At 46.7% G+C, this 17841-nt stretch carries 16 protein-coding genes, 1 pseudogene and 1 riboswitch; of the genes and pseudogenes, 15 read left to right on the plus strand and 2 right to left on the minus strand.

Translation table 11 applies throughout. The features are described from left to right. Window positions 1-417 precede the first annotated feature (417 nt). The 3 genes from Nant_RS13070 (at window position 418) to Nant_RS13080 (ending at window position 2038) form a co-directional block, all read left to right on the plus strand. On the plus strand, window positions 418-606 hold the full coding sequence (locus tag Nant_RS13070; RefSeq protein WP_054342109.1) for a PLDc N-terminal domain-containing protein: 189 nt from the start codon (window positions 418-420) through the stop codon (window positions 604-606). Window positions 607-784: 178 nt separating this feature from the next. Next, complete coding sequence (locus tag Nant_RS13075) at window positions 785-1348, plus strand: lipid-binding SYLF domain-containing protein (protein WP_054342110.1); 564 nt, start codon at window positions 785-787, stop codon at window positions 1346-1348. A gap of 306 nt (window positions 1349-1654) precedes the next feature. After that, window positions 1655-2038 (plus strand): hypothetical protein, encoded by a 384-nt coding sequence (locus Nant_RS13080; RefSeq protein ID WP_054342111.1) that lies wholly within the window; start codon window positions 1655-1657, stop codon window positions 2036-2038. Between the two features lie 172 nt (window positions 2039-2210). Here the strand turns inward: Nant_RS13080 and Nant_RS21740 are convergent. Together Nant_RS21740 and Nant_RS13085 are read right to left on the minus strand one after the other, a co-directional pair. Continuing rightward, window positions 2211-2550 (minus strand): annotated as a pseudogene (locus Nant_RS21740) (transposase); the annotation flags it as partial. A 149-nt stretch (window positions 2551-2699) separates the two neighbouring features. Then, the gene (locus tag Nant_RS13085) at window positions 2700-3911 is read right to left on the minus strand and encodes an NADH:flavin oxidoreductase/NADH oxidase family protein (RefSeq protein WP_054342112.1); all 1212 of its coding nucleotides are present in this window, start codon (window positions 3909-3911) and stop codon (window positions 2700-2702) included. A 125-nt stretch (window positions 3912-4036) separates the two neighbouring features. Between Nant_RS13085 and Nant_RS13090 the strand changes: the two genes are divergently transcribed. The 12 genes from Nant_RS13090 to cobT all read left to right on the plus strand — a co-directional run bounded on the left by Nant_RS13090 (window position 4037) and on the right by cobT (window position 17837). Continuing rightward, window positions 4037-4936 carry a LysR family transcriptional regulator gene (locus tag Nant_RS13090; protein WP_054342113.1) on the plus strand — a complete coding sequence of 300 codons (900 nt, stop codon included), beginning with the start codon at window positions 4037-4039 and terminating at the stop codon, window positions 4934-4936. Window positions 4937-5290: 354 nt separating this feature from the next. Next, the gene (locus tag Nant_RS13095; protein ID WP_238377140.1) at window positions 5291-5578 is read left to right on the plus strand and encodes a hypothetical protein; all 288 of its coding nucleotides are present in this window, start codon (window positions 5291-5293) and stop codon (window positions 5576-5578) included. A 298-nt stretch (window positions 5579-5876) separates the two neighbouring features. Beyond that, entirely contained in the window at window positions 5877-7523 is a 1647-nt protein-coding gene (locus Nant_RS13100) for a fatty acid--CoA ligase (RefSeq protein ID WP_054342115.1), read from the plus strand. Window positions 7524-7635: 112 nt separating this feature from the next. Then, window positions 7636-7880, plus strand: a riboswitch (cobalamin riboswitch). A gap of 164 nt (window positions 7881-8044) precedes the next feature. Next, window positions 8045-9886, plus strand: a complete 1842-nt coding sequence (locus tag Nant_RS13105) for a TonB-dependent receptor domain-containing protein (protein WP_054342116.1) — start codon at window positions 8045-8047, stop codon at window positions 9884-9886. Window positions 9887-9958: 72 nt separating this feature from the next. Continuing rightward, window positions 9959-10537: a hypothetical protein gene (locus tag Nant_RS13110; protein ID WP_054342117.1), complete on the plus strand. Its 579-nt coding sequence runs from the start codon at window positions 9959-9961 to the stop codon at window positions 10535-10537. Next, window positions 10534-11190 (plus strand): cob(I)yrinic acid a,c-diamide adenosyltransferase, encoded by a 657-nt coding sequence (gene cobO / locus Nant_RS13115; RefSeq protein WP_076496084.1) that lies wholly within the window; start codon window positions 10534-10536, stop codon window positions 11188-11190. The genes Nant_RS13110 and cobO overlap by 4 nt, the downstream gene beginning before the upstream one ends. Then, entirely contained in the window at window positions 11187-12548 is a 1362-nt protein-coding gene (locus tag Nant_RS13120) for a cobyrinic acid a,c-diamide synthase CobB (protein ID WP_202905018.1), read from the plus strand. The genes cobO and Nant_RS13120 overlap by 4 nt, the downstream gene beginning before the upstream one ends. Continuing rightward, on the plus strand, window positions 12545-13513 hold the full coding sequence (cbiB, locus tag Nant_RS13125; RefSeq protein ID WP_054342118.1) for an adenosylcobinamide-phosphate synthase CbiB: 969 nt from the start codon (window positions 12545-12547) through the stop codon (window positions 13511-13513). Before Nant_RS13120 ends, cbiB begins: the two co-directional genes overlap by 4 nt. After that, on the plus strand, window positions 13510-14631 hold the full coding sequence (gene cobD / locus Nant_RS13130) for a threonine-phosphate decarboxylase CobD (protein WP_054342119.1): 1122 nt from the start codon (window positions 13510-13512) through the stop codon (window positions 14629-14631). Before cbiB ends, cobD begins: the two co-directional genes overlap by 4 nt. Before the next feature lie 22 nt (window positions 14632-14653). After that, the gene (locus Nant_RS13135) at window positions 14654-16147 is read left to right on the plus strand and encodes a cobyric acid synthase (RefSeq protein ID WP_054342120.1); all 1494 of its coding nucleotides are present in this window, start codon (window positions 14654-14656) and stop codon (window positions 16145-16147) included. Continuing rightward, window positions 16144-16698 (plus strand): bifunctional adenosylcobinamide kinase/adenosylcobinamide-phosphate guanylyltransferase, encoded by a 555-nt coding sequence (cobU, locus tag Nant_RS13140; protein ID WP_054342121.1) that lies wholly within the window; start codon window positions 16144-16146, stop codon window positions 16696-16698. Before Nant_RS13135 ends, cobU begins: the two co-directional genes overlap by 4 nt. Further along, the gene (gene cobT, locus Nant_RS13145) at window positions 16695-17837 is read left to right on the plus strand and encodes a nicotinate-nucleotide--dimethylbenzimidazole phosphoribosyltransferase (protein WP_238377141.1); all 1143 of its coding nucleotides are present in this window, start codon (window positions 16695-16697) and stop codon (window positions 17835-17837) included. The genes cobU and cobT overlap by 4 nt, the downstream gene beginning before the upstream one ends. The last annotated feature ends 4 nt before the right edge of the window (window positions 17838-17841 follow it).

Here is a 17841-nt window from a genome sequence, read left to right on the forward strand (position 1 = left end):
TGTTCCTTTACACTTTCTTAAGTATTTTTGAGTTGATTTAAAGTTCTTAAAATTTAACAAGAGAGCATAATAAATATCATATTTTTAACGGTAAGTTATTTGTAATAAGTGAAAAAAAATCAAAAATAATAAATTATTAGCCTTATTAATCTATGATAATAAAGCATGGAATTAGTAGCAAAGTAGTTTATACATAATGTTTCATAAAGCGCTTTATGCTTTTGATAAAAAAGATTTTATATGTATTATTAGTTTTTAAAGTCCTGATAACCTGGGGTAACTATTGGGTAATAGGTGAAACTATTCTGCGTGACATTGTTTTTCCATAGTGGCATGAGTAAACAGATGCACGTTTTTCCTTAAATACCAACGTCGGGTTTACTCACCAGTGCATGTAAAATTTGAGGAGTAAGTATTATGGGTATTGAAGTAAGTGGGATTTTAGGGCTGCTCATTCTTGTTTTTGATATTTGGGCAATTATTCAAGCAATGCAAAGTTCTGCCACTACAGGTTCAAAAATTCTGTGGGTTTTATTAATATTATTTTTACCTGTGCTGGGCTTTGTTTTTTGGTTGTTTTTAGGTCCAGGCAGGAAGAAAATTTAGCTTTTTTACTACTCTTTATGATAAATGACACAGTTATGCCTGTATAGGTATAAGGGGCGGATCTTCAAACTACTATAGGGAACGCAGCGTCGCCTAGGCACTGGGTTCTGGGGCAAGTGCAGTGTTATGTGCGAAAGCGTACATACTATCCATGCATAAAGTAAAAAGGAGTATTAACATGTACAACATACGAAGTTATATCAGAACACTCATGTTGTTTGCGGCGACCGCTATCGTCTCGATAAGCGTAATGACTCAGGCCAACGCGGCAACCGCTGAGGATCTGGACAAGGATTCCCGACAGGCCTTGCAGACACTTTCTGATACTCGGCCTGTTGCTAAAATCCTATCGCGCAGTGCAAAGGCAGTGCTCGTATTTCCGAATATCGTAAAGGCCGGCTTAGTGTTTGGTGGCAGTTATGGTGAAGGGGAGTTGCTTGTGGGTTCGCAAGTTATAGATTATTACAACACCGTTACCGGGTCCTGGGGGATGCAGATCGGAGCCCAGTCCTATGGTTATGCTGTCTTTCTGATGACCGATAATGCCGTTAACTATCTCAAGAAATCGAACGGTTGGGAAATTGGAGTGGGTCCAACCGTCGTTGTAGTTGACGAAGGAGTTGCAAAGAATCTGTCGACATCTTCACTAAAAGATGATGCCTATGCCTTTATATTCAGCCAGCAGGGATTGATGGCAGGGATTAGTATTGAGGGCACAAAAATTTCCCGTATCAAGCGGTAAACTAACAAAATGGCGGATGCGATTTGCGTCCGCCCTGAGTCGTCGCTGCACTCAACTGAAGAGGGCTCTATAGTAAAAGCAATACTGCAGATGGATTTTTCATTAGTGCTTAAAAATTTATGATATAGCCTCTGTGTTACGTTTCTGTCACCTCAAAAAATCAATAAAACTCATTTTAATTGATTATACTTTCCAATGAATATAGATATTAATAATAGTGATGTGTTTTTTCTGAAATTTAAAATAAGCAAATATTTGATTAATAGTTAGGTTGTTAGTCGATGATAGTGCATTCAGGGGAATATTATGTTTAATACTTTTCCATTGAAAGTTGTTGTTAATAAATCTAGTCTTCTTCTTGTTTTATCAATGTCATTATTTATAAGTAATGTAGTTGCAGACGTAGAAGTGATCGATGCCAATGTACCCATCATGTTAAAAAATAAAAATGATATAGCCTCCTCTTTTCAGGTTAGAGAACTTCCCTTTGAACGTGCTTTTAAGGTAATTGGTCATCGGCCGTTAGTATCTGGTTATGCTGAAAATCCCGTTTTTAAAAACGGATATAGTATGTTAGAAAATGATAAAAATGATCCCGTCGTGTCCGAAAAAAATTCCGAAAAAATCAAGTATCAAAAAATTCTTGAATTAATATATTTTATTCAAATGATTCAGAAAAGTAACAACTGATGTCTATTAAAGTATTATATCCCATGCTGGTCTGAATATGCACAGTGCGTCATTCATGATAGGGCGGCGAGAGGTGCCTAAGGAATATGCGATTAAGTTAGCAATTCGCAACTAGTTTTGAGCGGCGTTTTCGTCTTCACGGGCCTATTTCCCCACATTCAGACGAGTTACCCTACGCCCTTAGCATCTGATCCACACGCACAATGTTCGCTAACGCAAATAACATGGCGAGTTTTCCGTCATTCTTTTTCAGACCGCGATAACGGGCCTTGGTACATCCGAACTGGCATTTGATTATCTTGAAAGGATGCACAACTTTTGCCCGAATGCTCGTCTTCTTATACTCAACACTCAATAATATTTTGTTGATGCGCGGATGATTTTTCAGTGCTTTTATTTTGCTTGGGGGGGGCGATATGCCAGTCCACCATAATCTCTTTCAAGGCATCACGTGTTTCAGCGCCACTATAGCCTGAATCAGCAAACACACAGGCTTCCTCTCCATGCAGCAAAGGTGAGTTGGTGATCCATCGACTTATCACCGAAAAGCTATGAAGTGTAATATCTCAAGGTGCTGGACTTAATCGCACGCTCCTTAGTCGAAGCAGGTCAAGCGTTTGGGCAAGAGGTGCTGGAAACGTACATTTTAACTAGTGAATATTTATGGAGAATAATGTGAAAATGCCTTTTCCCATGTGATACAACGTGAGTTGTCACGCTCTTCATAAACACGAATCGCGGACGGTAAGTCGAGTACGAAGTTGTTCTCGTCGTCATTGCCTAAAGCCGTTAAGCGCATCGTGTACCAGGCAGTTATGCCGCCTGGAGGTGCGGCCTCAAATCGAGGAAATACTGGATCGGCGCTTGCATGAGCCAACCAATCATTTGCAAGCGAAGTATTTAATACCATAGCGCGCGCCACCCCAAGCATATCAACCGTACCGCTTGCTAGTGAGCTCAGTGCTTGTGCACGAGTTTTGAATCCCCCTGTGGCTACCAAAGGTACACTTGTTACCTCCTGTGCTCTTTGGGAAAAATCAACAAAATACGGGCCTCCACCTGAGCTATCTGAACTTGATTTTGCACCCGGAAAATAGGTGCCTCCACTCAGCTCAATTAAGTCAATTGACGTCTGATTTAGAATACGAATAGCCTCTAACGCATCCTCTTCAGTCAAACCACCTTCTAATTGATCAGTTGAGTTGATTTTAATCCCGATAGGGAACGCAGTACCCACTGTCCGCCGAACCTTATCAATTACCTCGATAATAATCCGACATCTTGCTTCAATTGAACCGCCATACTGATCATTGCGACGATTGAATAAGGGTGATAAAAATTGGCTCAGTAAAAAGCCATGACCGGCATGAATCTGAACACCTGTAAACCCTGCCTCTTGTGCAAGTAATGCGGCTTTCGCATAGATATCCGGTAGCTGCTTGATCTCGGTGATCGACATGCCTTTACATTGAAAACTTCCGATTTCAAGCGCTGATGGCCCTTTGGGCTGGCTGATAGGGGAGTGTGACAGAGCCCCTGCGTGACCTAGCTGAGGCCAAATATGTGTCCCATTTTTGGAAGCTCTAGTGGCTAATTGACGCAGCATCTCAAGGTTGGAGTGTGCGCCTAAAACCAGGTTGCCAGGCTTTTCAGGAAAGCGTGGATCTCCTTGTACTTCACCAATAATTGATAAAGCCACTCCTCCTTCTGCCCAGCGCTCATAGAGTCGAATCTGTGCTTCAGTTGGGTTACCTTCTCCGTCAGCAAGAGAATCAGACATGGCCGATTTCACCAGCCTGTTCTTTAACACCGCCCCACAAGGAAGCTCTAGTGGTCGGCTAAGAAACGGGGCTGAGTCTTCTGCTTTAATCATAACGTCCTTTCGTGCATATAAATGGGTATGCCTTGTACACTTCAGCATGTTACAGACATTATTGCCGATATTAGATAAACTAAAAACACAGTAATCACATAAACACTATTAAAAAATATTTAATAATGAATACTTCAGATCTTAGCCTGTTCATCCGAATTGTTGAAACAGGCAGCATAACCGAATCAGCGAAACAATTAGGTATTACCACTCCTGCGGCCAGCTCTGCCCTTAAGCGACTAGAAAAACAGCTGGATATGCAACTATTGATCAGAACAACCAGGCAGTTACGGATTACTCCGCAAGGAGAGAAGTTCCTGTTTCATTGTCGGCAGGCACTGGAGACCCTTGAACAAGGTGTCATATCTGCACATGAGATGCAGGGCAATGTCAGAGGAGAATTACGGTTTTCAGTTTCATCAGATTTAGGCCGTAATATAGTCTTTCCCTGGGTGGATGAAATGATGGATAAGCATCCCTCTCTGTCAATCGACTTAAATGTGAGTGATACCCTGTCTGATTTTTTTCTGGATCAGGTTGATGTGGCGCTTCGATATGGCAAACCAGAAGACTCAACTATGGTTTCATTTCATATTGCGACTATAAACAGAATCACCTGTGCATCGCCTTCCTACCTATCACAGTATGGAGAACCCTCACACCCCGAGGACCTAAGACAACACAATTGTTTGCTATACAGGCTTGATGGTCGCCTCTTCAATAATTGGGAGTATAGTAATAATTCGGGTAGTTACAGAATAAAGGTAAGCAGTAACAGAGTCAGTAATGATACTGATATTGTCAGACGCTGGGCTATTGCGGGAAAGGGTATTGCTTACAGGTCTCAGGTAGATATTTCATCTGATTTACGTAATGGGAAATTGATACAGTTACTTTCAGATTTTCAATCACCACCCGTCGAACTTTACTTACTTTGTCCAGGCAGAAAGCAAGTAACCCCTGCGGTGATAGCTTTCAGGGAGATGTTAAGAGAAAAGTGCGCGCACATGATTAATGCTGGTTGATCTAATAAATGAGGATGGGAAGGAGCATCTTTTGGTGCTATCTGCGGTGCCGGTCGTCTATCGGGATTTCTCCTTTACGGGAGGTTTTTTATGCCGCTCCATGGAAAGAGGGGCTGACCGATGATCATAAAGATAACTGGCGGTCAAAAGAGCATAAGGGGGAGGTAGCCCGGTTAATACAAGGACTGCTCACAATCTCACGATGCGAAAACGGTTCACGTTTTTAGGGGTGATCTATATAATAAGGCCATCAAGTAAAGTGTAATAGTTGTAGAGTTGTTGCGCTGTACTCGCGTTGCCCGTCGTCTATGGTGGGCGTTATGTTCTCTCAGATTTAGTTGCCACCAGGATTCAATGATGAATGTGGATAAAGCAAAAAAACGTATCGAAAAGCAAATTAAGAAAGGTTTTAAGGGTTACCCTCTGGTTTCGCTAGCGTACTTTGGTAAAACACCAAATACTGCTACAGAAGTCGTTGTGACGTTCACTTTGGAAGAGGGTGCTGAACCACAAACGCAAAAATTAGTGAGCGAAAATGATGCCCGCGAAGACGAAACGATTCAATCGGTTCTGGTAAAAACAATTGAACGAACTAATGCAAATACAGTGACTGAGGTCGCGGGTGTGTCGCTCATTAGCTGAAGGTGGCTACAGCTCTTTATATGGGTATGCGGCATTGGCGGGGAAAAGACATACCAGAATGCAGGCAAGTAAAGGCAGAATAAATATAGGGTCATGTTTTTTGAGGGAGAGTAGAGTTTGAAGCTCTGGTGTCATCAATTTCTGAATTAATTTGTTACTTATTTGACTGATTTTGTTATTGTTAGGATGGTCGAAATATGACCAAAATAGGTGTTTATACTTATTCTTTTCGGGACGACATGCTTGGTTATTCGGTAGATCGTTTTCAACGGACACAATAAAAAACAGGTCTGCATAGATGATAAAAACTAAAATACTTGCTCCCTCGCAGAATGCCCATCCGTATCCCTTATTAATTAAAAGCTTGCTGTTGTCCGGGCAGCGTTATGAGCCCAACAATGAAATCGTTTACAGCGATGTACTACGATATAGCTATAAAACGCTAATCCAACGCATCTGTCAGCTGGCCAATGTGCTAACGGAGGCCGGTGTGCAAGCGGGTGATACGGTGGCGGTTATGGATTGGGATAGCCACCGTTATCTTGAAGCTTACTTTGCTGTGCCGATGATCGGTGCTGTGCTGCATCATGTGAATGTGCGTTTGAGTCTCGATCAGATCATCTACACCATGGACCATGCCGAAGATAACTATGTGCTGGTGCATGATGACTTTTTAATTCTGGCTGAGCAGTTTGGTAAGAAAATTCCGAGTATCCGTGGTTATGTACAGTTGACTGACACTGCCAGCGCAGCAGAAACAAGTTTAAACACATTGGGTGAGTATGAGGCGCTGCTGGCGAGTGCGTCTGATCAGTATGATTTCCCCGACTTTGATGAGAACTCGATAGCGACCACTTTTTATACCACCGGCACTACCGGCAACCCTAAGGGTGTTTACTTTTCGCACCGCCAGTTGGTGTTGCATACCTTGAATATGGCGGCGACGCTGGGCTGTTATGAAGGCCAACCGTTATTACGCTCTAATGATGTGTATATGCCGATGACACCGATGTTTCATGTACATGCATGGGGCGTGCCTTATGTGGCGACTATGCTGGGCGTTAAGCAGGTATATCCCGGCCGTTATGAGCCTAACAAGCTTGTTGAGCTGTTTGCCCGGGAGAAAGTCACATTCTCTCATGGTGTGCCAACTATATTACAAATGGTTCTGGACAGTGAAGCGGCTAAAACAACGGACTTGAGCGGTTGGAAAATGCTGACCGGTGGTAGTGCGCCTACCTTGGGTATGGCTAAACATATGGCCGACCGCGGTATTCTTTTCTACACGGCTTACGGTATGTCTGAGACTTGTCCATTATTAACCGCAACCTATCTGCGTCATGATGAGCTTGCTAAGCCGATGTCAGATCAAATGGCTGAACGGATTAAAACAGGCGTACCTATCGCCATGGTAGATCTTAAGATTGTTGATGTTATGGGTAATGATGTGCCACATGATGGTGAGTCGATGGGCGAAGTGGTGGCGCGTGCTCCCTGGTTAACGCAAGGGTACTATAAAGAGCCAGAAAAAAGTGATGAGTTATGGGAAAACGGTTGGCTGCACACAGGGGATGTCGCGTCTATCTCACCTGAGGGTACGTTAGAGATTAAAGACCGGATTAAAGATGTGATAAAAACCGGTGGCGAGTGGATATCCTCTTTAGAACTGGAAAACCTGATTAGCCAGAACGAGGCCGTCAATCAGGTGGCGGTGGTAGGTGTACCAGATGAGCGCTGGGGCGAACGTCCTTTTGCGATGATTGTTCCTGCAGAAGGGTACTCGATTGATGCGGCAGATATTAAGCAACATCTGCAACATTATGTGGATAGCGGTCAGATTGCTAAATGGGCTATTCCTGAACGCATCAGCATTGTGTCTGAGATACCTAAAACCAGTGTCGGCAAGATTAACAAAAAGCTGATTCGTGATCAGGTAGATGCTTAACTCCCCCTACTACTTGGTTGACCGACCAGGTTAGTAAACCATTCCACAAGCGCGTTATACGCGCTTGTTTTATTTATGACTATTGCGGTTGACCCTGTCGCTTCATCTCCCTAGAATGCACCCTGTTTTTGGTAGTCCTGAGTTACTACAGGATTTTAAACGGGAAGTTGGTGCGTACTGCTTTTTTAGCAAGCTTTTTTTAGCAGACTTTTTTTAGCAAGCAATGCCAACACTGCCCCCGCAACGGTAATCGAGTTAAAACATTACATAAGCCACTGTGTTTTACATGGGAAGGCGTAATGTTGGGATACCCATCCACTCGTAAGTCCGGAGACCGGCCCAAAACACGACAAGTCGGCATAGCGGAGGGCTAATGCAACGGCAGCACATTCCTGTAGTTTCTGTTCTGGCCCTTCGGCTGGTTCATGCTTTGCGGTTGTCGTGTTTCTGTTCATTCCTGTTCGTTTGTGCCGTTAATTTAATTGACGTGCGGCGGGCGCGTACAGGAAACAATCTGACTCATGAAAAAACTATCCAGCTCCGTTTTAGTAACGGCGTGTTGCTATACCTCTTTGGTTGCGGCTCAGCAATCTAGCCTTTTCAGTACCGATTCAACTACTATTTCCACTAGCCATCTCAATGAGATACTCGTCACAGCTTCACGTACAGCTCAGTCTGTTGATGAAACACTGGCGTCGGTCACATTAATCACGCGTAAAGATATCGAACGTTCACAAGCCATTACTGTCGCTGAAATTTTACAGAAAACACCGGGTGTGATGATCACTAACAGTGGTGGTATCGGTAAAGCGAGTAGCATTTATCTGCGCGGAACATCGACTAAAGATCTGTTGATACTGATTGATGGCATCCGTGTGGGCTCGGCGACATTAGGGCAGGTCAGTGTTGAGGACCTTAATCTCAGCCAGGTCGAGCGTATTGAGATTGTACGCGGGCCTCGTTCTTCATTATATGGATCAGATGCGGCCGGTGGTGTCATTCAGATCTTTACGCGCCGTGGCACGGGTAAATTGACGCCGTCATTTACTGTGTCTGCTGGCTCAGACGGTACTTCGTCAGTTGAGGTGGGTGTTAATGGTGGTGATGAGAGCCGTTGGTACAATGTCTCGGCCTCCGGTCTGACAACCGACGGTTTTGATGCAAAAACCAGCGGTGATAGCGATGATGATGGTTATCATAATCAAGGATTGCAGTTAAAATTGGGGCAGCGCTTTGACGGTGGCCATGAGGTTGAAGGCTTTTTCTCGGTGACGGATTCTGAGAATGAATACGATGGCTTTACGGACAGAGGTGATACCCGGACACAAGTGTTGGGTGCCCGTAGTACGCTTGAGATCGCTGAAGCCTGGCGCATAAACCTGTCTGCCGGGCGTAGCTCGAATCAATCTAAAACTTTCTCTGGCAATACTTTTAACAGCCGTTATGAAACCACACGTGATTCTTTCAGCGTTCAGAATGATCTGTTAATAGGAGATGATAATCAGCTTGTGTTTGGTGTGGATTATCTCAACGATCAGATCGAATCCAGCAAAATTTATGCTGAAACCGAGCGTGATAACTGGGCGGGCTTTGCTCAATATCAGTTAACACTGGGTCAGTCGGATCTGCAATTCAGTGCGCGTGTCGATGATAATGAACAGTTTGGTTCGTACACCACCGGTGGGATTGCCTGGGGTATGCCACTGACTGATAATCTCGATATGGTTGTTTCATACGGCACGGCCTTTAAAGCCCCTTCTTTTAATGATTTGTATTACCCGAATAGCGGTAATGCTGCACTGGTGCCGGAAGAATCTGATACCTACGAGCTTAGCCTGCGAGGTAATGTTCAAGGTATTAACTGGCAAACTTCGCTGTATCAAACCACATTTGAAAACATGATTGCCTGGGCACCCGATAGCAGTGGCGACTGGGCTCCGAGCAATATCAATGAAGCGCGTATTCGTGGTTTAGAATTAAGTGCTGATTATCAATGGCAGCAATGGCTGCTGAGTGGAAACGTATCCTTTATCGACCCGGAAAACCGTTCAGGGGCTAATAAAGGTAATCGCTTACAACGTCGTGCCGACAAAATCGCGAATATCAGTGTGGATCGTGACTTTGGCGCGCTTTCTTTAGGTACAACACTGCATGCTGAAAGCCGTCGCTATACCAGTGATAGCAACACCAGTTTTCTTGCAGGATTCGGAACGGTCGATTTACGCGCCTCTTATCAGATCGCACCTGTCTGGCAGGTAAGAGCGAAGCTCAGCAATCTGTTAGATAAAGAATATCAAACGGTGAGTGGTTACAACCAGTCGGGTTCGACGGCGTTGCTTACCCTGGCTTATCAGCCGCAATAGCGCTTTCCTAAGGCATTTTTATAAATACTTCTTTTAAAAAATGCTTATCCACACTATTAAGAGATATCTGCCATGATAAATATTCAACCGCGCTCACAACTGATGATCGGTGCCTTTTTAATTCTGCTGATGGCGGTCACCCGTGGTCATCATTTCGCCTCCATTGATCATCTGCCGAGTGCATCCTGGGCGATATTTTTTCTGGCAGGTGTTTACCTTAAGCCTTTGTGGTCTTTTCCATTGCTTATTCTGGAAGCCTTCCTGCTTGATTTTGCGGCGATTACTTTTGGCGGTGTGAGTTCGTTCTGCGTAACACCCACTTACGTTATGTTGATTCCTGCTTATGCTTCACTTTGGGCGATAGGTCGTTGGTATGCGGTGCTCCATTGTGAGCAATGGAAGAGTCTGCCAACGCTGTTGAGTAGTCTGGTGTTGGGTACCTTCGTTTGCCAGCTTATATCCAGTGGCAGTTTTTACTTTTATTCTGGCCGATATACAGATCCTACTATGGTAGAGCTGCTTAACCGTTTAATTAAATACACTCCGCCTCGGCTGGAAGCGGTGTTCTTCTATGTCGGCTGCGCCGTTGCTGTGCATCTGTTTTTGGCATGGTTTAAACGTACTCGTCATTCCGGAGCCGAAACACTATGAGTGATACCGGGCCTTTAGATGTGAAATCAGATACACCCATCAAAGATGTATCAGAAAAGCAGCGTGAAGCGCGTTATCTGGCACGCATGAAGCGCAAAAAAGAGGTAATCGATGAGTCGATCGCACGCGCCGATAATGACCGTGGGGTGTGTCTGGTGTTAACCGGTAACGGCAAGGGCAAGAGCAGTTCTGCCTTTGGTATGGTGGCAAGAGCGTTGGGCCACGGTATGCAGGCTGGTGTTGTACAGTTTATTAAAGGTGCTTTCAGTACCGGCGAAGAGGCATTTTTCAGACGTTTCCCTGAGGTACAGTATTTTGTGATGGGCGAAGGCTTTACCTGGGAAACACAAGATAAAGAACGTGATATAGCGGCAGCTACCAAAGCATGGGCTCAGTCGGAAGCCTTCTTAAATGATGAGAGTATCGGGCTGGTGGTACTGGACGAATTGAACATTGCGCTTAAGTACAAGTATGTTGATTTACAGGCGGTGATTAAAGCGGTTGAAAGCCGTCCTGTAGATCAGCATGTGGTGATTACGGGACGTGGCGCACCGCAAGCCTTGATTGATATTGCAGACACAGTGACAGAAATGCAGGTCGTAAAGCATGCATATCAGGCGGGTATTAAAGCGCAGAAAGGGGTTGAACTATGAGTCGGGCTATGAGCCCGTCTTTACAGACGTCTGCGGCCAGGTGCCCTGCACTGTTTATTAGCGCGCCCGCATCGGGCCAAGGTAAAACGACAGTCACTGCAGCATTGGCGCGTTTACATCGTCTGGCAGGGCGGCGAGTCATCGTTTTTAAAACCGGCCCCGACTTTCTCGATCCGATGATTCTGGAAGTAGCCTCAGGCGAGCCGGTCGATGCGCTGGATCTGTGGATGGTCGGCGAGCATCAGTGTCGTGCTTTATTGCATGCGGCGGCGATGCGTGCTGATCTGATTCTGATCGAAGGGGTAATGGGCTTGTTTGATGGCACGCCGTCGGGAGCCGATCTGGCACGCTTGTTTGGTGTGCCTGTATTGGCGGTGATTGATGGTTCGGCTATGGCGCAAACCTTTGCCGCCATAGCGCATGGGCTGGCAACATTTCAGGAATCTTTGCCGTTTTCAGGGGTGTTGGCGAACCGGATCGGCAGTGACCGGCATGCGGAAATTTTACGTGACAGCCTACCTGAATCGATTCATTGGTACGGTGCTATTAAGCGTTCTAAAGATGTTGAGCTGCCGAGCCGGCATTTAGGTCTGCTACAAAGTAGCGAAATAACCGATCTGGATGAACGCCTGAACAGGCTCGCGGAGATGATCTCTGCAACCGGGGCGAGCGAGCTGCCTACGGCCGTTACTTTTGTGGCGAATGCTGGTGAGCAAAATACATCAGACGGAGCAGAAAGGTTATCGAACCCGCCTTCCCGACAGTTATCGGGTGTACGTATTGGTATCGCCAAAGACCAGGCTTTTTCGTTTATCTATCCTGCTAACCTGACACTGCTTAAACACTTGGGTGCGGAATTGGTATTCTTCTCACCGCTGCATGATAAGGCATTGCCGGACGTAGAGAGCGTATACCTACCCGGCGGATATCCCGAGCTGTTCGCGACAGAGTTAGCCGCTAACAGCCGTATGAAAGCGGCGATCCAGGCACATGTGGCTGCCAACAAACCTCTAATCGCCGAGTGTGGGGGCATGCTGTATCTCAGCGAGTCCCTGACCGACCTTAACGGCAATACTCACGCTATGGTGGGAGTGCTGCGGGGAAAAGTGACTATGCAGTCCCGGCTTAAGGCGTTAGCCATGCAAAGTGTCGCTCTGCCAGAAGGGTCGTTACGTGGGCATACTTATCATCATTCCTGTTTCGAAACAGACGAGGTGGCAGACTATCTGGGCGTGTGCCCGAATTACGCACGTACCTCGGAGGCTGTGTATAGGAAAGGAAATTTATACGCCAGTTATATCCATCATTATTTCCCCTCAGCAACGGACGCGTGTGTTGCTCTTTTTGATCCACAATGATCAGTTCGGGCATTATTCTGGGTGTGGCAATCGATTGGCTGGTGGGGGAACCTAAACGCTGGCATCCCTTAGTCGGTTTTGGTCGCTTGGCTAACAGTATTGAAGAAAGAGTGAATGTTTGCAGTCCTGGCTTTCTATTTGCGCCGACCGTATGGACAAGGCACGGGAAGCTTTGCGGAGTTGTGGCGGTGATGTTGCTTTGTTTACCCCTGCCTTTGGTGTTGTACTCTTTGTTTTCATCCAGTGATTCATCAGCCGTTGTCGTTTACTTACTTAATGCCTTTGTTCTTTATCTGGCGATTGGGCATCGCAGCTTATGGGATCACATCCGGCCGATTACCGAGGCGCTGTTTCGACAAGACGATGAAAGTGCCCGGCATCATACGGCGATGATTGTCAGCCGTGATCCTGACGCGCTGAATATCGAAGTCTCTGCGATTGAGTCTGTTTTAGAAAACGGCAGTGATGCTATTTTCGGCGCGATTTTCTGGTTCGCTATTGCGGGTGGCGCGGGCGCTGTGTTCTATCGATTTGTGAATACACTGGATGCCATGTGGGGTTATCGTACTGCGCGCTACCACCAATTTGGTTGGGCCGCTGCCAGGCTAGATGACGCACTAAACTATATACCCGCACGTTTAACCGCCCTGACTTATGCCCTGTTGTCGGATTGTGCTAACGCACTCAGGTGTTGGAAAGAGCAGGCATCAGCGCATGCCAGCCCTAATGGCGGGCCTGTGATTGCTGCCGGCGCGGGTGGCTTGGGCATACTACTGGGAGGCCCAACGCGTTATCACGGTATTTGGCATGACAAGCCAGTATTAGGCCGAGGGCGGCCGCCTACAGCTGTTGATATACAACGCGCTATGCGGTTGGTATCACACAGCTTAATGCTGTGGATGGGTTTGATCATCAGTGCAGAAATTATATGGTTTTTCTTCATTAATGATGGAAGCGTCAAATGAGTGATGTAAAAGCTTTTGAGAGCACTAGCCCTCCTTTTCATGGGGGGCGCTTACATCACGCCGCCCAGCAGTACGATATTCCTGTTGATGATTGGATTGACCTCTCAACCGGCATCAATCCACATAGCTATCCATTACCGGCAGTACCACAAAACGTGTGGCAGAAGTTGCCTGATGAAGGTGATCATTTACTCAGCATAGCGGCTACTTACTATGGTGCTTCGGATTTGCTGGCGGTGGCCGGTAGCCAGGCCGCTATCGAACAACTACCGGGATTAAGAGCCGCTATAAAACCGGGCAGTCGCGTCGCTATTCTATCACCGGCCTATGCTGAATATGCTTATCATTGGCAGCGGCACGGGCATGAAGTTGAAGAGCTAACCGCTGCTGAGATAGAAGCACAGCTAAACACAGAGTTAGACGCTCAGCTGCAAGAGCCGTTGCCATATTTGGATGTGGTCATAGTCATACGCCCGAATAATCCGACTACCGAGTTTTTAAGCCACACACGTTTACAGCGCTGGTTGGCATTATTGCAACAAAACAATGGCTGGCTGATTATCGATGAGGCGTTTATCGATGCGCTGCCGGATAATCAAGCCCAATCGATGATCACTAAAGTTCCGCTTTGTGGGCTTATTGTGCTGCGCTCGGTCGGTAAATTTTTTGGTTTGGCGGGTATTCGTTTGGGGTTTGTCTGGGCTGAATCTGCACTATTGGCAGCGTTAGCAGCAAGGCTGGGTACCTGGTCTGTTTCCAGTGTTACCCGTTGGGCGGGGGGAATAGCTCTACAGGATGGGCATTGGCAGGTGCAGATACGCCAACGCCTGACACATGATAGCCATCGTCTTTCGGGATTATTAGCGCAGTATGGTTTGTCCTGTGTATCCACGCCGCTCTTTAGCAGTATTTTCTTTAGCCCAATTAATAATACTCACATCGCTAATACGAAATATATAGATCAACGTAATGTGCCGGCGGGCGTTTATCGGCACTTATCTGAGCGGGGCATTCTTATTCGTTATTTTGAACAGTTACCCGCATTGCGTTTCGGGCTGCCCGGCAATGAAATGGCATGGCAGCGGCTCGAAAAAGCGCTAAGTGAGCTTAAGCAGTGAAAGATACAGGTGAGCTTAAAAGATGAAAAGTACAGGTACGTTAATGGTTCAGGGGACTACCTCTGATGCCGGTAAAAGTACGCTGGTGGCGGGGTTGTGTCGGGTGTTGTGGCGACAAGGCCTGTCTGTGGCGCCGTTTAAACCTCAGAACATGGCACTTAACAGTGCAGTCACCGCAGGCGGTGGTGAGATAGGCCGTGCACAGGCAGTGCAGGCATACGCCTGTGGTCTGGCGCCGCATATCGACATGAACCCTGTGCTGATAAAGCCCAACAGCGATACCGGCGCACAGATTATTATTCATGGGAAACCGCTGGCTAACATGGAAGCCACGGCTTATCACGACTATAAGCAAGTGGCCTGGAATGCGGTTGAGTCATCGCATGATCGCTTACGAAACTTATACCGTTATATTATTGTCGAAGGCGCCGGTTCGCCCGCTGAAATTAATCTTCGTGAAAATGACATCGCCAATATGGGGTTTGCCGAGCGTGTTGGTTGTCCGGTGATTATTATCGCTGATATCGATAAAGGCGGGGTGTTTGCACATCTGGTTGGCACCTTGGCACTGTTGTCTGAATCAGAACAGGCGCGTATTAAAGGTTTCGTTATTAATCGCTTTCGCGGCGATATCTCCTTACTGCAATCAGGCTTGAATTGGTTGGAAGAGTACACAGGCAAACCCGTACTGGGCGTTTTACCTTACCTGCACGGCTTCCATCTTGAAGCTGAAGATGCGGTGGCTATAGAACAGCCCGAATATTGTGCTAATGCGTTACGCGTTATCGTGCCGGTTTTACCGCATATCAGTAACCATACCGACTTCGATCCTTTACGTTTACATCCGTCGATCGAGCTGATTTATATCGGGCCGGATCAACCGATTCCTCCGGCAGATCTGATCATTTTGCCGGGTTCTAAATCGGTACGCAGTGATCTGGCATGGATGCGACATCAGGGATGGGATGCAGCCATTAATAAGCATCTGCGCTATGGCGGAAAACTGCTGGGGATCTGCGGTGGTTTTCAGATGCTGGGCGGCATGATTGATGACCCTGATGCGATCGAAGGCGAAGCCGGTAGCTCCGCAGGGTTGGCGTTATTGACTATGGAAACGCGTCTTTATCAGGAAAAACGCTTAACCAATCAGACGGGCCTTTTTTGTATTAATAGCGGTATTAATAGCAAAGCCTGTGTGTCGGTGTCTGGTTATGAAATTCACTGTGGGGTGTCATCCGGTGCTGCATTATCTGCTCCCTTGCTGCATTTTTCTGATGGTACGCCTGAAGGTGCCGTGTCGCCAGACGGGCAGATTGCGGGTACTTATTTACACGGTTTGTTTGAATCGACTGACGTTGTTGAGCAGATTCTGCAGTGGGCCGGGTTAACCTCGATTGCCTCATTTGATTATCAGCAACGTAAAGATCAGGACCTGGATCGGCTTGCCGATATGCTGCAGCAACACCTGAATATGGCGGCTATTCACGCCTTGCTGAATGGCGAGGAGGTCGCATGATACGTTTTATTATTGGTGGTGCCCGCTCAGGAAAAAGCCGTTACGCAGAAAAACTGGCGAGCGACAGCAGAAAAAAGGTGGTCTATGTGGCTACAGCTCAGGCGTACGATGATGAGATGAAAGCGCGTATTCAGCATCATAAAGAACAGCGTCCTGATGCATGGCAGACCTTTGAAGAGCCGATTTATATTTCTAATGTTATCTCTAATATTAGCTTTTCAAGTCATTGTATATTAATAGATTGTTTGACTCTCTGGATGACCAATTTGTTATGTGAAAATCAGAATATTGCGGCATCTAAGAAAAGCCTGTTGGACGCATTATCTCACACAGAGAGCGACATTATTCTCGTCAGTAATGAGACCGGGATGGGGGTTGTTCCTTTAGGGGAGTTAACGCGTCGCTACTGCGATGAGGCGGGTTGGCTACACCAGGAAATAGCCGCCGTGGCGGATCAGGTGGTACTCATGGTGGCAGGGATTCCTGTTGTTATAAAGGATTGTAGTGAAACAAAAATACCTCATGCATTACAAGGGAAGCTCAGCGAATGAATATGCGACCTACAGAATTAACTACAGCATCGGATTGGCTGAATAAGCCAGTTAAAGCGCTGGATTCTATCGCGATGTATGCTGCCGAAGAACGGCAAAAACAGCTGACTAAGCCTGCCGGATCATTGGGTAAACTGGAGAAAGTTGCAATACGGTTGGCGGGCATGCAGGGGCGGGTATTTCCTCGTGCTGACAAAGTATGTATTGCGGTTTTCGCAGCAGATCATGGAATAGCGGCAGAGGGGGTGTCGGCTTTTCCGCAAGCGGTTACCGCTGAAATGATCAGGAATTTTGCACGAGGGGGCGCAGCGATCTGTGTTGCTGCACGATTCATTGCAGCACCTTTAGCGGTCTACAATCTGGGAACAGTATCGCCTACAGAGGGGCTACCCAATGTGATCAATCACCAGATCGCCCCACAAACGGCGAATTTTTTGTACCATCCTTCCATGACGCCGGCACAGCTAACTACCGCTATGGATATAGGGCGTAGTGCGGTAGGCGATGCTCTGACGCAACAGGCTGACAAAGCACAGCGTTTAGATCTGTTTGTAGCGGGAGAGATGGGTATCGCTAACACTACGTCGGCAACGGCTATTGCTTCCCTTTTACTGAGCATTGCACCCGAAAAACTAGCTGGACCTGGTACGGGTCTTGATGCCAGCGGTGTATCGCACAAAGCCATGATTATTACCCGGGCGATTGAATTTCATCGCTCTGAATTGAAAGGTTTTGAGCAGAAAGGTTCTATAGGAGACCCTTTGATCGCGTTACAGTATTTCGGGGGGTTCGAAATAGCGGCGCTGACAGGCGCTTACCTTGCATGTGCGCAGGAAGGTGTGACTGCCGTCGTTGATGGTTTTATCTGTACGGTGGCGGCGTTGCTGGCCTGCAGAATTAACCCTCAGGCTGCTGATTGGCTTATCTTGTCGCATAGTTCAGCAGAACCCGCTTATGCGATGCTATTGGATGGGTTTGTCTCTCAGCCATTATTAAATCTTGAGCTCCGTTTGGGCGAGGGTAGTGGTGCTGCTATTGCTGTTCCGTTAATAAGGCTCGCCTGTGCGCTACATAATGAGATGGCGACATTCGAAGAGGCTGCTGTGTCTGCTGCAGTGTCAACTATAGAGGCTACATAACAAC

Origin of the sequence: Neptunomonas antarctica (assembly GCF_001305295.1) — a bacterium.
Classification (GTDB): Bacteria; Pseudomonadota; Gammaproteobacteria; order Pseudomonadales; family Balneatricaceae; genus Neptunomonas; species Neptunomonas antarctica.

What these genes read in the sequence shown, in the direction of transcription:
- Nant_RS13070 (WP_054342109.1), top strand. Translation starts at nt 418, where the DNA reads ATGGGTATTGAAGTAAGTGGGATTTTAGGGCTGCTCATTCTTGTTTTT.
- Nant_RS13075 (WP_054342110.1), top strand. Translation starts at nt 785, where the DNA reads ATGTACAACATACGAAGTTATATCAGAACACTCATGTTGTTTGCGGCG.
- Nant_RS13080 (WP_054342111.1), top strand. Translation starts at nt 1,655, where the DNA reads ATGTTTAATACTTTTCCATTGAAAGTTGTTGTTAATAAATCTAGTCTT.
- Nant_RS13085 (WP_054342112.1), bottom strand. Translation starts at nt 3,911, where the DNA reads ATGATTAAAGCAGAAGACTCAGCCCCGTTTCTTAGCCGACCACTAGAG.
- Nant_RS13090 (WP_054342113.1), top strand. Translation starts at nt 4,037, where the DNA reads ATGAATACTTCAGATCTTAGCCTGTTCATCCGAATTGTTGAAACAGGC.
- Nant_RS13095 (WP_238377140.1), top strand. Translation starts at nt 5,291, where the DNA reads ATGATGAATGTGGATAAAGCAAAAAAACGTATCGAAAAGCAAATTAAG.
- Nant_RS13100 (WP_054342115.1), top strand. Translation starts at nt 5,877, where the DNA reads ATGATAAAAACTAAAATACTTGCTCCCTCGCAGAATGCCCATCCGTAT.
- Nant_RS13105 (WP_054342116.1), top strand. Translation starts at nt 8,045, where the DNA reads ATGAAAAAACTATCCAGCTCCGTTTTAGTAACGGCGTGTTGCTATACC.
- Nant_RS13110 (WP_054342117.1), top strand. Translation starts at nt 9,959, where the DNA reads ATGATAAATATTCAACCGCGCTCACAACTGATGATCGGTGCCTTTTTA.
- cobO (WP_076496084.1), top strand. Translation starts at nt 10,534, where the DNA reads ATGAGTGATACCGGGCCTTTAGATGTGAAATCAGATACACCCATCAAA.
- Nant_RS13120 (WP_202905018.1), top strand. Translation starts at nt 11,187, where the DNA reads ATGAGTCGGGCTATGAGCCCGTCTTTACAGACGTCTGCGGCCAGGTGC.
- cbiB (WP_054342118.1), top strand. Translation starts at nt 12,545, where the DNA reads ATGATCAGTTCGGGCATTATTCTGGGTGTGGCAATCGATTGGCTGGTG.
- cobD (WP_054342119.1), top strand. Translation starts at nt 13,510, where the DNA reads ATGAGTGATGTAAAAGCTTTTGAGAGCACTAGCCCTCCTTTTCATGGG.
- Nant_RS13135 (WP_054342120.1), top strand. Translation starts at nt 14,654, where the DNA reads ATGAAAAGTACAGGTACGTTAATGGTTCAGGGGACTACCTCTGATGCC.
- cobU (WP_054342121.1), top strand. Translation starts at nt 16,144, where the DNA reads ATGATACGTTTTATTATTGGTGGTGCCCGCTCAGGAAAAAGCCGTTAC.
- cobT (WP_238377141.1), top strand. Translation starts at nt 16,695, where the DNA reads ATGAATATGCGACCTACAGAATTAACTACAGCATCGGATTGGCTGAAT.